General features: G+C 61.0%; 19 protein-coding genes. 17 read left to right on the forward strand and 2 right to left on the reverse strand.

All coding sequences use genetic code 11. The features are described from left to right. Positions 1-2: 2 nt before the first annotated feature. From Q9316_RS08720 to Q9316_RS08775, 12 genes are read left to right on the forward strand one after another with little or no spacing between them, the layout of a single operon-like run. Positions 3-407 carry a hypothetical protein gene (locus Q9316_RS08720; RefSeq protein WP_306034783.1) on the forward strand — a complete coding sequence of 135 codons (405 nt, stop codon included), beginning with the start codon at positions 3-5 and terminating at the stop codon, positions 405-407. Continuing rightward, a complete protein-coding gene (locus Q9316_RS08725; RefSeq protein ID WP_306034785.1) occupies positions 379-2,151 on the forward strand; it encodes a terminase large subunit in 1,773 nt (590 codons plus the stop codon). Before Q9316_RS08720 ends, Q9316_RS08725 begins: the two co-directional genes overlap by 29 nt. Next, a complete protein-coding gene (locus Q9316_RS08730; protein ID WP_306034786.1) occupies positions 2,148-3,329 on the forward strand; it encodes a phage portal protein in 1,182 nt (393 codons plus the stop codon). Before Q9316_RS08725 ends, Q9316_RS08730 begins: the two co-directional genes overlap by 4 nt. Continuing rightward, positions 3,298-3,951, forward strand: a complete 654-nt coding sequence (locus Q9316_RS08735) for an HK97 family phage prohead protease (protein ID WP_306034787.1) — start codon at positions 3,298-3,300, stop codon at positions 3,949-3,951. Before Q9316_RS08730 ends, Q9316_RS08735 begins: the two co-directional genes overlap by 32 nt. 24 nt (positions 3,952-3,975) lie before the next feature. Next, positions 3,976-5,157, forward strand: coding sequence for a phage major capsid protein (locus tag Q9316_RS08740; RefSeq protein WP_306034788.1), 1,182 nt, complete (start codon positions 3,976-3,978; stop codon positions 5,155-5,157). Between the two features lie 18 nt (positions 5,158-5,175). Then, entirely contained in the window at positions 5,176-5,697 is a 522-nt protein-coding gene (locus tag Q9316_RS08745; RefSeq protein ID WP_306034789.1) for a head-tail connector protein, read from the forward strand. After that, positions 5,694-6,035 (forward strand): head-tail adaptor protein, encoded by a 342-nt coding sequence (locus tag Q9316_RS08750; protein WP_306034790.1) that lies wholly within the window; start codon positions 5,694-5,696, stop codon positions 6,033-6,035. The genes Q9316_RS08745 and Q9316_RS08750 overlap by 4 nt, the downstream gene beginning before the upstream one ends. Beyond that, positions 6,032-6,433 (forward strand): DUF3168 domain-containing protein, encoded by a 402-nt coding sequence (locus Q9316_RS08755; RefSeq protein WP_306034791.1) that lies wholly within the window; start codon positions 6,032-6,034, stop codon positions 6,431-6,433. Before Q9316_RS08750 ends, Q9316_RS08755 begins: the two co-directional genes overlap by 4 nt. Positions 6,434-6,438: 5 nt before the next feature. Continuing rightward, the gene (locus Q9316_RS08760) at positions 6,439-6,672 is read left to right on the forward strand and encodes a hypothetical protein (RefSeq protein WP_306034792.1); all 234 of its coding nucleotides are present in this window, start codon (positions 6,439-6,441) and stop codon (positions 6,670-6,672) included. Continuing rightward, complete coding sequence (locus Q9316_RS08765; protein ID WP_306034793.1) at positions 6,669-7,133, forward strand: HK97-gp10 family putative phage morphogenesis protein; 465 nt, start codon at positions 6,669-6,671, stop codon at positions 7,131-7,133. Before Q9316_RS08760 ends, Q9316_RS08765 begins: the two co-directional genes overlap by 4 nt. 50 nt (positions 7,134-7,183) lie before the next feature. Then, on the forward strand, positions 7,184-7,630 hold the full coding sequence (locus Q9316_RS08770; RefSeq protein WP_306034794.1) for a phage tail tube protein: 447 nt from the start codon (positions 7,184-7,186) through the stop codon (positions 7,628-7,630). Beyond that, the gene (locus Q9316_RS08775) at positions 7,627-8,043 is read left to right on the forward strand and encodes a gene transfer agent family protein (protein ID WP_306034795.1); all 417 of its coding nucleotides are present in this window, start codon (positions 7,627-7,629) and stop codon (positions 8,041-8,043) included. Before Q9316_RS08770 ends, Q9316_RS08775 begins: the two co-directional genes overlap by 4 nt. A 154-nt stretch (positions 8,044-8,197) precedes the next feature. On the opposite strand, the gene Q9316_RS08780 is transcribed toward Q9316_RS08775, so the two are convergent. Beyond that, a complete protein-coding gene (locus Q9316_RS08780; protein WP_306034796.1) occupies positions 8,198-8,521 on the reverse strand; it encodes a hypothetical protein in 324 nt (107 codons plus the stop codon). A gap of 41 nt (positions 8,522-8,562) precedes the next feature. On the opposite strand from Q9316_RS08780, the gene Q9316_RS08785 reads away from it, so the two are divergent. Next, positions 8,563-10,758: a tape measure protein gene (locus Q9316_RS08785; RefSeq protein WP_306034797.1), complete on the forward strand. Its 2,196-nt coding sequence runs from the start codon at positions 8,563-8,565 to the stop codon at positions 10,756-10,758. Between the two features lie 2 nt (positions 10,759-10,760). After that, a complete protein-coding gene (locus tag Q9316_RS08790; protein WP_306034798.1) occupies positions 10,761-11,378 on the forward strand; it encodes a hypothetical protein in 618 nt (205 codons plus the stop codon). An 8-nt stretch (positions 11,379-11,386) separates the two neighbouring features. Here the strand turns inward: Q9316_RS08790 and Q9316_RS08795 are convergent, their stop codons facing one another. Then, complete coding sequence (locus Q9316_RS08795) at positions 11,387-11,785, reverse strand: hypothetical protein (protein WP_306034799.1); 399 nt, start codon at positions 11,783-11,785, stop codon at positions 11,387-11,389. Between the two features lie 63 nt (positions 11,786-11,848). Between Q9316_RS08795 and Q9316_RS08800 the strand changes: the two genes are divergently transcribed. From Q9316_RS08800 to Q9316_RS08810, 3 genes are read left to right on the forward strand one after another with little or no spacing between them, the layout of a single operon-like run. Next, the gene (locus Q9316_RS08800) at positions 11,849-12,499 is read left to right on the forward strand and encodes a DUF2163 domain-containing protein (RefSeq protein ID WP_306034800.1); all 651 of its coding nucleotides are present in this window, start codon (positions 11,849-11,851) and stop codon (positions 12,497-12,499) included. Between the two features lie 6 nt (positions 12,500-12,505). Then, a complete protein-coding gene (locus Q9316_RS08805; protein WP_306034802.1) occupies positions 12,506-12,913 on the forward strand; it encodes a DUF6950 family protein in 408 nt (135 codons plus the stop codon). Beyond that, positions 12,913-16,044 (forward strand): phage tail tip fiber protein, encoded by a 3,132-nt coding sequence (locus Q9316_RS08810; RefSeq protein ID WP_306034803.1) that lies wholly within the window; start codon positions 12,913-12,915, stop codon positions 16,042-16,044. The genes Q9316_RS08805 and Q9316_RS08810 overlap by 1 nt, the downstream gene beginning before the upstream one ends. The last annotated feature ends 4 nt before the right edge of the window (positions 16,045-16,048 follow it).

A 16,048-nucleotide genomic window follows, 5' to 3' on the forward strand; every position in this document is an offset into this window, starting at 1 on the left:
GGGTGGTCAAGGTAGTTCAACCCGCCTATGGCCGGGTCTTCGCATCCGACGAGGCAGCCGCGGAGCTTGCAAAAGTGCTCTGGAAAGAGACGGTCGCGGCGCTCAAGGAATGCGACGCGGTGACAGCCCCGAACCTCGCGCGCGCCGATCGCTATGTCCGAGCGAAAGTCGAGTTCGAAACCATTCATCCGATCGCATTCGAGCAAGGCCCTGTCCTGAAAGGGGAGGAAGGCGGCGAGTATTTCAACTACCGCTGGGCTGCCTGCGAAAAGCTGAACGAGCGGATGCTGAAATTGGAAAAGGCGATGTTCGGTGAAGCAGCAGTCAAAGCGAGCACGAAAAAGCCCGCCGCCGGCTCCACTGCCGCCGACGAGTTCCTTGGACCAAACCACGGCCTACGCCAGTAAGGTCGTCAAGGGCGAGATCATCGCCGGCCGGTTCGTCCGCGCCGCATGCAAGCGCCACCTCGACGACCTGAAGAACGGTCACAAGCGCGGGCTCCGCTTCGACGTCGACCAGGCCGGCAGAGCGCTCCGGTTCTTCCCGGCCATGTTCACGGTCACGGCCGGCGAGAAGGTCGGTCAGCCGTTCCATCTGCTGGACTGGATGACGTTCGTCGTCGGGTCGCTCTTCGGATGGCGCGATGCGTCCGGCACGCGCCGCTTTCGGCACGCGTGGATCGAGACAGGGAAGGGGCAAGCCAAATCCCCGCTCATGGGCGCGATCGGCCTCTACATGATTGGCTTTTGCGGTGTGAAGCGCGCGGAGGCTTACGCCATCGCCAACGACCTCGATCAGGCGAAGGTGCTGTTTTCCGACGCTGTGGCGCTGTGTCGGGCACCGATTCCTGGCAAGGACGGGGCGAACCTGCTTACGGAAAAAAGAGTTCTGATCCGGGGCACGTCCGACAACGCGTGGAAGATAGAATTTCCGGCCTCGGAATCCAAATTTCTCCCGATGGCCTCCAGTGACACGATTTCAGGCCCGAAGCCGATCGCGGTCTTCGGTGACGAGATCCACGAGATGAAGACTGATAAGGCCATCCAGTTGTGGAAGGCCGCTATCGACAAGATGCCAGGCGACCCGTTGATGGTACTCGGCACCAACACACCGGCAGTTGACCAAGCCGTCGCAACGGACCTTTCGCAGTTCTACCAGCGGGTGGCGGAGGGCGTGATCAAAGACGACAGCGCCTTCTCGTATATCGCGCGTGTCGATGAGGCGGACGATCCGTTCAATGATGAAACGTGCTGGGTGAAAGCTCTCCCGGCGCTGGGGATCACCTATCCCATCGACAATGTCAGGCGCCGTGTAGAGACGGCCAAACACATTGCATCGGAAAGGCTGGCAACAGAACGCCTCTATTTCGGAAAGCCGGTCGGTTCATCCGGCTTCTGGCTGCCTGATGAGCAGGCTTGGCGGGCTTGCTTGGGGCCGGTGGATGAGAAGGATTACCGCAAAATTCCGTGTTTTCTTGCACTGGATTTGTCGCAGAAAAACGATTTGACCGCTCTTTCGGCTTGCTGGCGGGCGGACGACGACACGCTCACCGCCAAGACTTGGTATTGGACGACAAGGAAGGGATTGGCGCGGCGCGAGGCAGAGGACCGCATTCCCTACACGGCTTACGAGGCCGAGGATTACCTGACGATCTGCGAAAGCGAGACGATCGATTACACCTTTATCGCGGGGCAGGTCGCGAAGCTCAAGGCCGAGCACATGGTCGACAGCCTGACCGTCGATCCGGCCTACGTCTCATCCTTCATCACTGCATGCGATGACATTTCGCTTCCTGTTTGGCGGTACATGGGGCCGAAGGAGAAACCGGGCTCCGGCCTGAAGATCGTCACCCACGCACAGGGCACCAAGATTGCCTTCGAGGATCGGCAGCTCTGCATGCCGCATTCGATCAGCCGCATGACGGACAAGATCCTGAAGGGCGAAATCCTGGTCGACGACAACAAGCTCACGGATGTCTGCGCTTCGAACGTGGTTCTGAAGGCCGACGGGATTGGAAATCAGATGTTCGACAAAAGCCGCTCCCGCGGACGCATCGACGGCATGGTGTCGAAGGCTATGGCTGTCGGCGCGTCGAAGTCCGACAAGAAAACCAAGGGCAGCTACATGTCGCGCGGGGTGCGCGTCGCATGAAGTGGCCTTCTCTCTTCCGGAAAAAGGATCGGGACCTTAACGGCAACCGGTTCTATCAGGAGTATGTCATCGAGCGCGAAATCATCGCGACCGAAAAGCACCTGAAGGTGACGGCCGCGCTGGCTGCTGGCCTCCGCATCGCCGAGGGTGTCGCGGCGATGCCGATCATCACTGGCCTGAAGTCGTACGACGACATGGGGCGGATGATCCGAATGCCGGTGGTCGAGGGCGAGTTGGCGGAACGGCTCGGGCACAAGCCCAACGACTACATGACGCCGATCGAATTCGTAGAGTGCCTGACGCTGCATGCCGTCTTCGACGGTGTCGGCCGCGCCTATATCGATCGCGGCTACCGGGGTCGCATCAAGCGCCTGATCCCGATCGTTGACGGACAGGTTCGTGCGGTCCGAGACCCCGAGACGGCGAAGGTGACCTATAGCGGCACCATTCCCGGCATCGGCTCGGTCGACGGCCTGACTCGCGAAGACTTCATCGAGATTTCAAATCCACGCTGGGACGATCTCGAAGGTTTGGACATCACCTCCGAGATCAAGAAGGTTCTCGGGCTTTCGATGGCGCTTGAAGAACGCCAGGTCGATGACAGCAAGCAGAAGATGGTTCGCGGGTATATCACCAGCGAGCAGGTACTTGGTGACGAGGCGGCGGCAGCGGTTGAAGCGGCGCTGAAGGACAGGCTTCCCGGCACGCCAATATTTGACAGCGGCGCCAACTATAAGAGCATCGTGCCGACACAAGCCGAAATGGAGCTTCTGTCCACCCGCAAATTCATTATCGAGGAAGTGGCGCGGGCCTACGGCATTCATCCCATTTTCCTTGCACATGACGCCGCGGGTCAGTCGCTCACCCGTATCGCCGACGCGATGGACTATCACGTCACGGTCACGCTTCAGCCGTGGGCGCGGCGCTGGGAGCAGGGCATCGCGTTTTCAATGCTCAAGTCGGACCAGTTCGTGAACCTCGACGAGACGCAATTCTATCGTGGCGACCTCAAGACCGTTGGTGAATACGCCGCCAAGGCGCTCGGCAACAACACAGCCTGGGAAACCCAGAACGACATTCGCGTGCGGATGGGTAAAAACCCGCTCAAGGGCGGCGACGAACTACCGAAACGAAGCGAGGCAAGAAATGGACCTGGAAACCAAGTTCTCCCGGCTTGAGGAGCAGTCGGTCAAGGAGGACGGCACGTTCTCCGGCTATGCCTCGAAATTCCATCTGGTCGACCTGGGCGGTGACATCACGTTGCCCGGTGCGTTCAAGAAGAGCCTGGCGACTCGTCGGCCCAAGATGCTGTGGGGCCACGACCCAGACCAGCCCATCGGCGTTTGGTCGGTCGTCGAAGAAGATAGCGTCGGCCTGCGCGTCGAGGGCAAGCTCCTCCTCAAGACGGCGAGAGGGCTTGAAGTCCATGAAATGATGCGGGCCGAAGTCGTCGACAGCCTGTCGATCGGCTACCTGACGCGCAAGTCGGAAACGCGTGGCGGAAATCGCGAGCTGATCGAGGTTGATCTCTTCGAAATCTCGGTGGTGACTTTCCCCATGCTGGAAGCCGCCACGATCGATGCGGTGAAGAGCATCAATGACGTAATTCAGGCGACGAAGACGTCCGGCGACTTCGCGCCCCTCAAACGTGCGGTGGAAGGTGCCTTGCGTGACGCAGGCTTCCCGGCATGGCTGGCCAAGGCCCAGGCGGCTCTTGCGCCGCAAGCTCTAGGCGATGGACAGCGCGACGCGTCCGCCTCGGAGATCGCAAAGCTGATCAAGGAAAAGCTCAGCTTCTAAACCTTCCATCGACCACAGGAGTTTATGATGGACCTTGAAATCAAGGCCGCGCTGGATGCTGCGGCAAAGGAAATCGGCGACAAGCTCAAGGAAGTCACCAACGAGCAGAAGTCGCTTTCGGAAAAGCTGGCGGAGCTTCAGACGAAGCAGGCGTCGGGTAATGACATCACCGACATCAGGGGCCGCGTCGAGGACAGCCGCAAGGAGCTCACGGAGCTCGGTGAGACGGTTACCGACCTGACCAAGAAGCTCAACGCACGCCGTGACGACACGAAGTCGATCGGCCGCGTCATCGCGGAGACGAAGGACTTCGCCGCCAGGATTCGTGGCCGCGAAACCGTCGAGATCAAGGACATTACGTCCGCCTCGTTCGGCACGGTCACCCTCCCGGCCGGCGTCCGTCGTCAGAACCGCGGTATAATCGAACCGGTCAACCAGGCGCTGTTCCTGCGCGACGTCATTCCGACGCTCGCAACGACCGCCGCCGTCCTCGAATACCTCCAGGAAACCGGCTACACCAACAACGCAGCGACGGTCGCCGCTGGCGCCCTCAAGCCGCAGTCCGACATCACCTTCGCCGCCAAGACGGCGCCGATGGTCAAGATGGCGCACTGGTTCCGTGTGAACGAGGAAATCCTCGATGACGTTGACGGTATGGAGGGCTACATCAACCAGCGCGGCATCTACGGCCTCCAGCTCAAGGAGGAAGGCGAGGTCATCAATGGCGACGGCACAGCAAACCATGTCGACGGCCTGATTGCCAACTCCACCGTCTACAATCCGGCCATCGTTCCCGGCATCACGCCCGCGAACGCCATGGACGATATCCGCGTTGCCATCGCGCAGGTATCGGAAGCCGATCTCGTGGCAACCGCCGTCGTCATGAACCATCTTGACGCCGCGGCGCTCGACCTCGCGAAGGATGCCGATGGCCGCTACCTGCATCCCGCCTTCGCCGGCAATACGGCCTGGGGCCTGCCCGTGGTCCGCACCAAGGGTGTCGCACAGGGCAAGTTCCTTGTCGGCGGTTTCGTCGGCAACACAATCCTCTGGCAGCGCAAGGGCATCGAGATCCGCCGCTCCACCGAGGACCGCGATAACTTCATCGCGAACAAGGTGACGATCCTCATCGAGGAGCGCATCCAGCTCGAAACCCTCCGTCCGGAAGGCATCGTCTACGGCGACCTTACCGAGCCGACCCCGTAAGCACCCAGCGAGGGCAAGATGAAGATTGAGCAATCCGGCGAGCCGGTAGGCGAAGTCCTATCGCTTGCCCTCGCCAAACAGCATTGCCGCGTCCGTCATTCCGATGACGACACGATATTGCAGCATTACCTTGAAGCCGCGGTCGATTGGGTGGAGCGCGCCTGCCAGACGGTTTTTCTGGAGACGGAATTCACCGCGAAGGGCCGCACCTTCGACCTGATTTTCAAGGGGTATCCGAACGCCGATATCCAGTCCGTCACCTATCTGGACCCCGTCGGCGTGGCCGGAACGGTGACGGATTACGAGATCCGCGACGGTGCGCTCTACATCGAAAACGCGCCCGAGATTTCGGAAGCAACGGTCGTATTCAAGGCCGGCCTCGGCGCCGGCAACATCCCGCCCAAGTTGGCGCAGGCGTGCTTGATGCTCGTCGCCAGCTTCTATCTCCACCGCGCTGACGTCACCGCCGACATGACCGGTAGCGTTCCGATGGGCGTAAAGGCCATGGTTGCCATGCACAGGAGCTTCGCATTCGCATGATGGACGCGGGAAAGATGGATTACCTCGTCGCGTTCGAGCAACCCATGAAGGTTGACGACGGACATGGCGGCAAAGAGCAAGGGTGGGGGAACCCGGTGACGGCCGATGCTTCCTTCCGCTTCCTGCGCGGCGGCGAGACAGTGCAGGCCTCGCGGCTTGCCGGCAAGCAGCCAGTCGTCGTCACGGTGTATGACAATTCACAGACGCGGGCCGTCAAGACGTCCTGGCGGATGCGCGACCAGCGCAGCGGTGAAATCTACAACGTCCGCTCCGGGCCTGTGCCGACCGATGATAGGCAGTATCTGGAATTCACCGTCGAAGGCGGGGTTGCGGTATGAGCGTTTCCGTCTCGTTTCAGGATCTTGTGCTCGCCCGTCTCAAGGCCGCGCCCGCTGTCACAGCCATCGTCGACGACCGTATCGTCGATGGGAATGATGATGGACTCGATTTTCCGAACATCACCTTCGGCGCATCGGATTTTACGCCTGGCGATGCGGACTGCATCCGCGGCCGGGAAGAAACCTTGCAGATCGATTGCTGGACGCGCGAAGGCGGAAAGAAGTGGCCGTGCCGCAAACTGGTAGATGCTGTGAAGGGGGCTCTTCATGACGCCGAGGCGGAACTCGGCTCCGGCGCCCTTGTCTTGATGCGTGTTGGTCTCGTCCGCGTCTTCAGCGATCCGGACAATGTTACCACTCACGGCGTCGTGCAGGTTACCGGTGTCATCGAGGAGTAGGGCAGATGGCAAGAGTGAAATTTATCGAAGATTTCGACTACAAGCCAACCGCTCAAGTAACTGTCGCATATCTGGCTGGCTGGAGCGGTACGGTTAAACACGACTGCGCCGAAAAGGCCGTCGCGGCGGATAAAGCTGTATTTCTCGACGGCAAGTCGAAGAGAGATGTCACGGTTGATCGTCAGGCCTCCGACGCGTCGCGTAATCAGCTTCTTGCGCATAGCGGGCGGGCAACGTGACAGCCAACATCAAAGGGCTGAAACAGCTTCAGAGAAAGCTTGATCGCCTTCCTTCCATCGTCAAGGAACGCATCCGTGAAGCCTTGGAGGATGGAGCGAATGAAATCGTCAACATGGCGAAGTCTCTCGTTCCTTCGGACACCAGCGCATTGCGCGACAGCATCGGATGGACATACGGGCAGGCCCCGAAAGGGGCAATGACCCTCGGGAAAGTCCAGGCCATCGGCGGCGATCTGACAATCACGATCTACGCCGGCAATAGCGAAGCCTTCTACGCCCGCTGGGTCGAGTTTGGCACGGCGGCGCATACGGCCGGCGGGAGGTTCGAAGGCGCCACCATCCCGGCCATTCCCGCGAGCCCATACTTCTACGTCAGCTTCCGAGCCTTGCGCCGCAGGGTGAAGAGCCGCGTCACCCGATCGATCAACAAGGCCGCGAAAGACGTTGCGGCCGGTCGATAAGTCAAACCCGTGCGGCTCGCCGCTCTTCACCGCCATAAAGGAGTAAGACCATGGCACCTCCCGTAACCGCGCGCTTTGGAAAGTTCCGAGTTCTCCTCGGCAACAGCGCCGATCCTATCGTCTATGCTGCACCTTGCGGCTTCACGTCCAAGTCTCTGACGCTCGGCAAATCGCTTTCAGAGGTGTCCATTCCGGACTGTGACGATCCCGACAAGCCGATCACGATCGGCCGCGACGTCGAAAGCACGACCGCATCGATTTCGGGTGACGGCGTGCTGGCTGCTTCCGCTGTTCCCACCTGGATCGCCGCCTACAAGAGCACCGAATCCGTGCCGGTGAAGGTGGAGATCGAGTTTTCGACTGGCACCGTGACGTTCACTGGCCGCATGCATGTCGAAACCCTCGAACTCGGCGCCGAGCAGGGTGGCCGCGTCACCATCTCGGTCTCGCTCCAGTCCGACGGCGAGCTCGTCGACACGAATACCTTCACGCCATGAGTCGCGACGCCTCGATCACGCTCACCTGGGCGGACGGCGACTTCAAGTTTCGCCTCGGATGGGGCGAGCTTGAGGAGCTTCAGGAAAAGACGGACGCTGGCCCGCAGGTGGTTTTGCAGCGTCTCTATGCCGGCACATGGCGCGTCGAGGACATCTCGAATACGATCCGCCTTGCGCTGATCGGTGGAGGCATGTCCCCGGAAGAAGCGGTGAAGAAGGTTCGGTTCTATGTCGAGCAGCGGCCACCGGCTGAGAGCGTGCCGATCGCCCTCGCTGTCCTGTCTGCCGGGCTGATCGGCGCACCGGATGAAAAGCTGGGGGAGCTAGAAGCGCCAAGTCGGAAGCGCGGGAAGTCGAGCTCCCGAACGGCAAAATCCGATTTGGCGCCATCTACGGGACTGGTGCAGCGATAGGCTTCTCTCCCCAGCAAGTGCGCGCGATGTCAATGTGGCAGTACGCGGCGGCGGTCGAGGGCTACATCAAGGCCACCACGCCAGAAGACGGCAAAATGTCGTCGTCAGAAGTCGATGAAGTCTGGCGGTGGATGCAGGATATGGACGGCACCCGTTAGTAGTCGGATGCAGTAATTTGGCAGTCAGCCTTTTCGGCATCGTCCGGCTGCAACACATAGGTCTTTCCATAATCCGAAGCTCTTGCGGCGATGTTCTGAGCAACTACGTTCTCGGTCGTGACCGCCTTCATCTCCTTGTTAAGGAATGCGCAAGTAGCACGAACGAAGGCCAATTCCTTATCCAGGTTGTTTGTGAACTTCACCACGATTTCCAAGGAGCCGTTCGAAAGCTTGCGGAAGTTGTCGACGTTCATTTCCACATCAGCCGCACTTGCCTGCGTGGCCGCCAGAACGGCCAGCCCGAACGTCGCATACTTCATCGTCAATCTCCTCCCGAATCTAAAGCAACGGTGAACCGTTCATGGCCGCAACTGATCTCGAACGCCTTGTGGTGCAGCTCTCGGCTGACATTAAGAAGTATGAGAACGCGCTCAGCCGCGCAATGGGGCAAACCAACAAGCAGGCGAGGCAGATCGAGGCGCGCTTCGCGAAGATGAACAAAAACATCACCACCGGCTTCTCGGCTCTAAGTCAGAAGATGGTAGGAGCATTCGCTGTCGCCGGTGGGATCAAAGGGCTTCAGACGCTCTTGGACAGTGCAACGCGCATCGACAACGCGCTGAAGGTCGCAGGCCTTTCGGGCGCCGAGTTGGAGAAGGTATACGATCGGCTCCGCGACAGTGCTGTCAAGAACGCCGCGCCTTTGGAGACGATGGTCGAACTGTATGGCCGTCTTAAGCTTGTGCAGGGCGAGCTGAATGTTTCGGGAGCGCAGCTAGAGGGGTTCGTGGACCGGATCGGTGTCGCGCTCCGGATCAATGGTAAGTCAGCGGCCGAGACGAGTGGCGCGCTAACGCAACTCTCCCAGGCACTCGGCGCCGGAACGGTTCGTGCAGAGGAGTTTTCGAGCATCCTTGAGGGCGCTCTGCCGATCGCGCAGGCCGCCGCCGCGGGGTTGAAGGAGGCGGGCGGATCAGTCGCCAAGCTTAGACAGCTCGTAGTTGACGGGAAAGTCTCGTCTGAAGCGTTCTTTCGAGCATTTGAAGCTGGCTCCGTCATCCTTGAAGACAAAGTTGCCGGCGCGACCCTCACAACGTCACAGGCGCTTGAGAACGTCCATACCGCTCTCATCAATGCAATGCGCGACTTTGCCAAAGGCAGTCTTGCCGCAAAAGATTTGGGGGACGCCTTTCAAATCATGGCCGACCGTATAAACGCGGCGGATTTTCAGGCTTTCGGGGAGGAAGTTCGCACGGCGATCAAATGGATCAGCCAACTAAAGAACGCCCTCAGTTTCACGGAGAACCTGGGCGCAAACTTCGGCGCCGCCACGGGTCTTGATCAGTTCGGTGTCTGGCTCTCCGAGAAGACGGGACTGGATATTGCAACTGATCGCGCGAAGGAGCGGAAGGGCTATTGGGAGAAGCTTGCCGAGGAGGACATCAAGGCCCGCAATGAGGCGTATGCCGAAGTCTTCAAAGACCCGACGAAATACGGCCCGCAGTTGCCCAAGACTGCGAACTTCCAGGTTCCGTTCGATCCGCTCACAGGCCTGCCGTCCGCTCTGAAGTCTCCCGTCAAACAGGTGTCCATTGAGGAGTATGCCGCCGCATCTTCAGGCAAGAAGGGCAGGAAGGGGTCAAAGCGCGCCGATGACTACGCGCGCGAGACCGAACAAATCCGTGAGCGTACCGCAGCTCTAAACGCAGAGACCGCTGCGCAGGCCGGCATCAATCCTCTGATCGACGACTATGGCTTCGCGATCGAGAAAGCCCGCGCCAAACAGGAACTGCTCACGGCGGCGCAGAATGCCGGCAAAGAGGTTACCCCAGAGCTGGCAAAGGAGATTGAGACCCTGGCAGGCGCTTATGCCACCGCGACGGTCGCCTCGGAGCAGCTTGCCGAGAAGCAGGACGAAATCCGCGAGCGCGCGGATGAGGCCTTGGCGACCGCGAAAGACGTCGTGTCCGGCATGGTCGACGGCTTCATGGAGGGCGAGAAGGCAGCCGACATCTTCGCCAATTCGCTCAAGAAAATCGGCAGGGCGCTCGTCGACGACGTGCTTTCCAACGTCTTCAAGATCCAGAAGGCCGGCAGCGGTGGCGGCCTCTTTGGTGGCGGCGGTGGGTTTTTTAGCTCACTGCTCGGCATGTTCTCGCCGCAGTGGCAACTGGCCTCCAGCGGAGGCATCGGCCTCTACGACAAGGGCGGCTACACCGGCGGCGGCGGAAAATACGAGCCGGCCGGCGTTGTCCACAAGGGCGAGTATGTCTTTGATCAGGAAGCAGTGCGCAGGGCTGGCGGCCCGGCCGCTCTCGACGCCGTTCGCCGCGCTCTCAAGGGGTACGCGAACGGCGGCTATGTCGGCGCAAGCATTCCGGCAAAGCTCCCCTCGGCATCGCCGGGCATCTCGATCGACGCGCGCACGACCTTCCAGGCCAGCGGCAACGCGCAAACGGACGGCGAGATGATGCGGGCGCTTGCTCGTAGAGACGCGGAGCTTCCGGGCCTTATCATCAAGACGGTTCGCGAAGCTCAGAAGCGGCGGGGCCTGTAGCCATGGCAATCACATTTCCGCGCGAGCTGCCAGCCGTCGACTTTGTGACGGCGGATATGATCTTGCGCATGGGCGTGACAGCCTCACCGGCCGGCGGCGGTCTCATCAACTACACGGACGTAATCCCGCCAGCATGGGAGGTCACGTTGACGACGCGACCGCTGCTCATGTCGCAATATGCCGAGGTGGAGGCCTGGTGGCTTTCGCTTCGCGGCGGCTTGCGGCGGGTGCTCTTCCGGCATCCGCTGGTGTGCTACCCGACAGCGCACGGCCAGAACAAGGCGCCGGCCGAAGATGCCGGCAATCTCGTCAGCGTGGCCAGCGGAAACATTCTTTCCGTCGATAACGTGGCGGCAGGTCTCGTTCTAGGCCCGGGTGACCGCCTAGGATTGGAACGGGCTGGACGTTACCACCTCGGCCGCGTGACGGAGGTTGCCGGCGCCGGAACTTCGCGCACGATCACGATTGAGCCTCCGCCCTTCGCGACGGTCTCGCAGGCCGGCGCCGTCGTGCGCTTCGCCCAGCCGGCGCTTGTCATGCGCCCCGTGCCGGACAGCTTCCAGGCGCCGCGCAGCGGGCGGTTCTACACGGTCTCTTTCAAGTTGGTGGAAAGCGCATAGGTCAGGGATTAGTTAGATGGCGATCCACTTTCTGCTTGCTCTATCAGAGCAAGCGCCACCTGCATGGCCTCCCCAATGGACTGTCTCCTTTCAGGGGTCATGTTCCGAACTGGAAGCGAAAAGGATACTGGAAAGCTTTCAACGGCTAACCGCACCAATAACACGTCCAGATCGTCGGAAACCTGATGCATACTGAGCGCCAGTCCGTTGGCTTGAACTAAGGTGCCAGGCCCGCCTTCACGGGTCGAAGGTTCACCCAAACATTGCGCGACCCAAACCAGAAACTCTTGAGGTGACGTTACAGGGATCGTCACTGACGACTTGTTGCCGGCTACAGTCTTCCCAGAAATCGTGAACTGCTTCTTCTCGGCGTCATAGTCGCCTTCGAACGGTAATGCGAACTTCATCTTTCCCCTCCTAGAGCGCGCCGCTCAGGGGAGCACGCAATCAACTCAGAGTCGAGTCATCCAATGCTCTCTAACGACGTGAAGGCTCTCTATGACGAGGGCCGCATCCGTACCCGGCAGATGCTCCGTTTCGACTTCGGCACGGGCGCCTATGGTTTCATCGCCGACAATGACGAGCTGACCTATGCCGGCCTCGTTTACAAGCCGTTCGGCTTGATTGAGGTTTCCGACCTCGGCGGAGGGACAGGCACCACGGCGGACGGCAATTTCACGCTGCGCCTTGCCGAAAGCCGCGACGATGGCCTGACGCCAGCCGTGTTGACCCAGATCGAGGCGGAGGACTACCGCGACCGGCCGGTGCGCGTGATGGATGCCCATTTCCATCCGGATACCGGCGCGCTTCTTCAGGTCGAGACGGTTGCCCGCGGCTATCTCGACACCATCTCGCACCACTTTGCCGAAGACGGCGGCGCATACATCGAGGCGCAGTGCGAAGGTCGCCAGCTCGACTACAGCCGCAAGAACGGCCGTTTCCGCAGCTCGGCCGATCAGCGCCGCCGCGACGAGGGCGACAAGTTCTTCGAGCATGCCGGCATGGCTGGGCGCGTCGCCATGATCTGGGGGCGCGCAGGGCCGAATGGCGCGCAATCCGCTCCCTATCGGGGCGACTGGAACGGCGCGGTGGCGCGCGGCTTCCTCGGACTATTCAGGTAGGCATTCATGAGACATCCGGACTGGATTAAGCGCCTCAACACTGTTGTGGCGAAGCACCAGGCGTTGCCTGCGCAATATGGCGTGTCGGACTGCTATCTGATCCCCGACGACGCGGTCGAGGCCGTGACGGGCAAGCAGATGTATCCGGGCGCCCGTCGCTACAAGACGCCGGCTGGCGCTGCCAAGCAGCTTCGCAAGCGCGGGTTTGAAACCGTGCGCGACGCCTTCGCTGCGAGATTTCCCGAGGTCGAAGGCGGGCCGCTGCGAGCACAGCGCGGCGACATCGGCGTCTATGACAACAAGGGCGAAATCTCCGGCGGCGTCTTCACGGCGCTGGGCTTCATGGTCCGTGGGCAGGAGGAAATCATCTTCCTCCCGCCGACCGCCGCTCTCGCAGCCTTCAGGGTGGAATAATGCCTTTTCTTGTTCCGCTTGTTGGCGCCATCACGACCGCGGTCGCCAGCATAGGCATCGTCGGCCAGCTCGCGCTTGGTCTCGGCCTGCAATTCGTTGCCGCGAAGATCGAGAAGAGCCGCGCGAAGAAGGCGCAGCAGCAGGCGGGCGGCGTCCAGTTTGAGCGCCAATACGGTGAGAATGTGCCGCGGCAGGTGGCTTGCGGGCGTATCGGCATCGCCGGGCACGACTGCTACGTCAACACCTATGGCAACGCGAACAACGTCCTACAGCAGGTCTATGCTTTCTCGGACTTCCCTTGCGACGGTCTCGCTAAGGTCTGGGCCGACGGCAAGGAGCTGAACATCGTCGATTTCGGCGGCGGCTACTACAAGGTGGTTGGCGGCGACTATGACGAAATCGTCGCCTTCCAGTGGTACGACGGAACGCAGACGGCGGCGAGCGGCCCGCTGATCGCCAACTCCAACCCGTCCGGGCGCTGGACCAGCGACCATGTCGGCACGGGCATCTGCTACCTCATCGTGTTCCTGACCTATCAGAAGGACAGGCTCAACCAGCCACCGGAGTTCTTCTTCGAGCTTCGCGGCGCTCGCCTCTATGACCCGCGCAAGGATTCGACGGCCGGTGGTGTTGGCGCGCACCGCTGGGGCAACTACGCCACCTACGAATTCACCGAGAACCCCGTCGTGATGGAGTACAATTATCGCCGGGGCTTCGCGGTCAACGGCGACCTGTTTCTCGGCATGGGTATGCCGGCCTCCGATCTCCCGGTCGATCGCTATGCCATCGCGGCGAACATCTGCGACGAGACCACCTCGGACGGCCCGCGCTATCGCTGCTCGGTGATTTTCAACGCCGACGTCGAGCATGGCGACAACATCGATGCCGTCATGCAGGCTTGCGGCGGCATCGTCGTTGATGGCGTCGATGGCTCCTGGCCTCTCATCGGAACGGACCAGCCGATCGTCGAGACGATCACCGATGACGACCTGATCAGCACCGAGCCGGTACGCTACCAGCGCTACCGCTCCATGGCCGATCTTGTGAACTCGGTGCAGGGCACTTATCCGGAGCCTGCAAACATGTGGTCTCCGGTCGGCTACGATGCGCAGAGCAGCGCGTCTCAGGTCGCGCTTGACCGCCGCACCCGCGACTTCAAGCTCGACTTCCAGACCGTGCCTTACAAGCCGCAAGCCAACCAGCTTGCCGCCATCTATTACAAGGAGAACCGCTTCGAGGGCACCGCAGAGATCGTGGTTCGTCCGCGCTTTCAAACGGTGAGGGCCGGCGACTGGATTCGCTGGAACTCTGAACTCTATGGCGATCGGACGTGGATGGTTTCCAGCCGGGCCATCAAGGCGCTTTCGAGCGACGGGCCTCGCAACGTCGTCCTGTCGCTGGTGGAGCGCGGCGGGTCGATTTATGACCCGGTGGGCGTCCTGCCGCCGACTGTCCCATTTCCGCCGGGGGAACCCATTTATGTCAACGCGCTTCCGGACTTCGCGATCATCCCGACGATTGCTGTCGGCGCGGACGGTCGGAGCTATCCCGCGTTCCGTCTATCCTGGTCCGCAAGCGTCGATCCGACCGTTGCGTCCGTCGAATTCCAGTGGCGGATCAAGACCGAGCCGACGAACATCTTCCGGCGCATCGTGCCGGCCGACGCCCTAATTGCATTCATTCAAGAGGGTATCCTCAGCCTGACGGAATATGAATTCCGCTACCAGCTTCTTGTTGAGGGCCGCGTTCCGCCGCCGGCCTCGGCATGGATCAGTCGGACGTCGCTCGATGGCGGGCACGCGGACCTTGCCGTGGAACTGGACCGGCTTGGGCAGAGTGCGCTAGACCGTTTCGAAGAGATTCAGGCCGAGATGGACGATTTCTTCCGTCCGCGTCTGGTGGAGCTGACGGAGGCGTTTTCGCTTCAGGGGGCGCTCGGCGAGACGCGGCGGCAGGAACTGCTTGCCTCAATCGGCCAGTCCTTTGCGGAGATCGTGCAGGAGGCCCGTGTACGGGCGAGCGAGGACGCTGCCCTTGCGCAGTTTTACACCTCGCTCTCGGCGCAGGTCGGGAACAATCTTGCCCGCCTTATTACCGAAGAAACGGCGCGGGCTACCGGTGACAGCGCGCTTGCCAACAGCCTGGGCATCCTCTCGGCGGACGTCGGCGCAAACCTCGCTCGGCTCATCACGGAAGAGACTGCCCGTGCGAACGGCGACAGTGCGCTTGCCAGCAGCGTCAGTGACCTATCGGGGCAAGTCGGCACCAACCTTGCCCGCCTGATCACGGAGGAGACGGCGCGCGCCAACGGTGACAGCGCTCTGACGACAAGCGTTTCGGACCTGACGTCGCAAGTCGGGACGAACCTCGCTCGGCTCGTTACGGAGGAGACCACGCGCGCGAATGCGGACAGCGCTCTTTCGTCCTCGGTTACCGGCGTGTCCGCCGACCTTAACGGGCGTTTCGCGCAGGGTCTCATGACCTTGCAGGCGGCCGCCAGTCAGGCTGGGGTTGATGCTCGCTTTGCGATCATGCTGCGCGCGGGCACGGGTGCGACGTTCAAGGAGAGCGGGCTCTATCTGGAGCTTTACACCGAAGGCGGCGTCCAGAAGAGCCGGGTGGCGATTATCGCCGATCAGTTCATTGTTTCCGATGGAATGACTTCCGCCAAGCCGCTCGCGTTCGTCGGCGGCATACTGAAGCTGATCAATGCACAGATCGAGCAGGCGCAGATTGAAAATCTGATCGTCGGCACGCACAACATCGCGCCGGAAGCGGCGACGGCTATGGCGGCGGGGGATGGCTATAGCGTCACCTTCGGCAGCTCTTTCACGACGATCGCTGCAGTTGATCTCGTTCATGGTGCCGGCAATCCGAAGGTCACAATTGATTGGGCAGTTTTAACGCCCGGCGTGGCGGTGGAATATAGGGTTGTCAACGCCAGCACTGGGTACGTGATGTTCACCTACAGCTTCCCGGCAACAGCGAACAACTGGTGTTGCCTTGCCCAAGACGTATCAGACAAGTCGGCGCTCCTTTCGAGCCTGTACTATCTGCAAGCAAGATCATTTTCGGCCGGTAGCTTTACGCATCCGTTCGCGATCATCCGAGCAATCGCGCTCAAGCGCTGAACTC

It is taken from the genome of Shinella zoogloeoides, assembly GCF_030733845.1.
GTDB classification, from domain to species: Bacteria; Pseudomonadota; Alphaproteobacteria; order Rhizobiales; family Rhizobiaceae; genus Shinella; species Shinella zoogloeoides_C.

What these genes read in the sequence shown, in the direction of transcription:
- Q9316_RS08730 (WP_306034786.1), top strand. Translation starts at nt 2,148, where the DNA reads ATGAAGTGGCCTTCTCTCTTCCGGAAAAAGGATCGGGACCTTAACGGC.
- Q9316_RS08735 (WP_306034787.1), top strand. Translation starts at nt 3,298, where the DNA reads ATGGACCTGGAAACCAAGTTCTCCCGGCTTGAGGAGCAGTCGGTCAAG.
- Q9316_RS08740 (WP_306034788.1), top strand. Translation starts at nt 3,976, where the DNA reads ATGATGGACCTTGAAATCAAGGCCGCGCTGGATGCTGCGGCAAAGGAA.
- Q9316_RS08745 (WP_306034789.1), top strand. Translation starts at nt 5,176, where the DNA reads ATGAAGATTGAGCAATCCGGCGAGCCGGTAGGCGAAGTCCTATCGCTT.
- Q9316_RS08750 (WP_306034790.1), top strand. Translation starts at nt 5,694, where the DNA reads ATGATGGACGCGGGAAAGATGGATTACCTCGTCGCGTTCGAGCAACCC.
- Q9316_RS08755 (WP_306034791.1), top strand. Translation starts at nt 6,032, where the DNA reads ATGAGCGTTTCCGTCTCGTTTCAGGATCTTGTGCTCGCCCGTCTCAAG.
- Q9316_RS08760 (WP_306034792.1), top strand. Translation starts at nt 6,439, where the DNA reads ATGGCAAGAGTGAAATTTATCGAAGATTTCGACTACAAGCCAACCGCT.
- Q9316_RS08770 (WP_306034794.1), top strand. Translation starts at nt 7,184, where the DNA reads ATGGCACCTCCCGTAACCGCGCGCTTTGGAAAGTTCCGAGTTCTCCTC.
- Q9316_RS08775 (WP_306034795.1), top strand. Translation starts at nt 7,627, where the DNA reads ATGAGTCGCGACGCCTCGATCACGCTCACCTGGGCGGACGGCGACTTC.
- Q9316_RS08780 (WP_306034796.1), bottom strand. Translation starts at nt 8,521, where the DNA reads ATGAAGTATGCGACGTTCGGGCTGGCCGTTCTGGCGGCCACGCAGGCA.
- Q9316_RS08785 (WP_306034797.1), top strand. Translation starts at nt 8,563, where the DNA reads ATGGCCGCAACTGATCTCGAACGCCTTGTGGTGCAGCTCTCGGCTGAC.
- Q9316_RS08790 (WP_306034798.1), top strand. Translation starts at nt 10,761, where the DNA reads ATGGCAATCACATTTCCGCGCGAGCTGCCAGCCGTCGACTTTGTGACG.
- Q9316_RS08795 (WP_306034799.1), bottom strand. Translation starts at nt 11,785, where the DNA reads ATGAAGTTCGCATTACCGTTCGAAGGCGACTATGACGCCGAGAAGAAG.
- Q9316_RS08800 (WP_306034800.1), top strand. Translation starts at nt 11,849, where the DNA reads ATGCTCTCTAACGACGTGAAGGCTCTCTATGACGAGGGCCGCATCCGT.
- Q9316_RS08805 (WP_306034802.1), top strand. Translation starts at nt 12,506, where the DNA reads ATGAGACATCCGGACTGGATTAAGCGCCTCAACACTGTTGTGGCGAAG.
- Q9316_RS08810 (WP_306034803.1), top strand. Translation starts at nt 12,913, where the DNA reads ATGCCTTTTCTTGTTCCGCTTGTTGGCGCCATCACGACCGCGGTCGCC.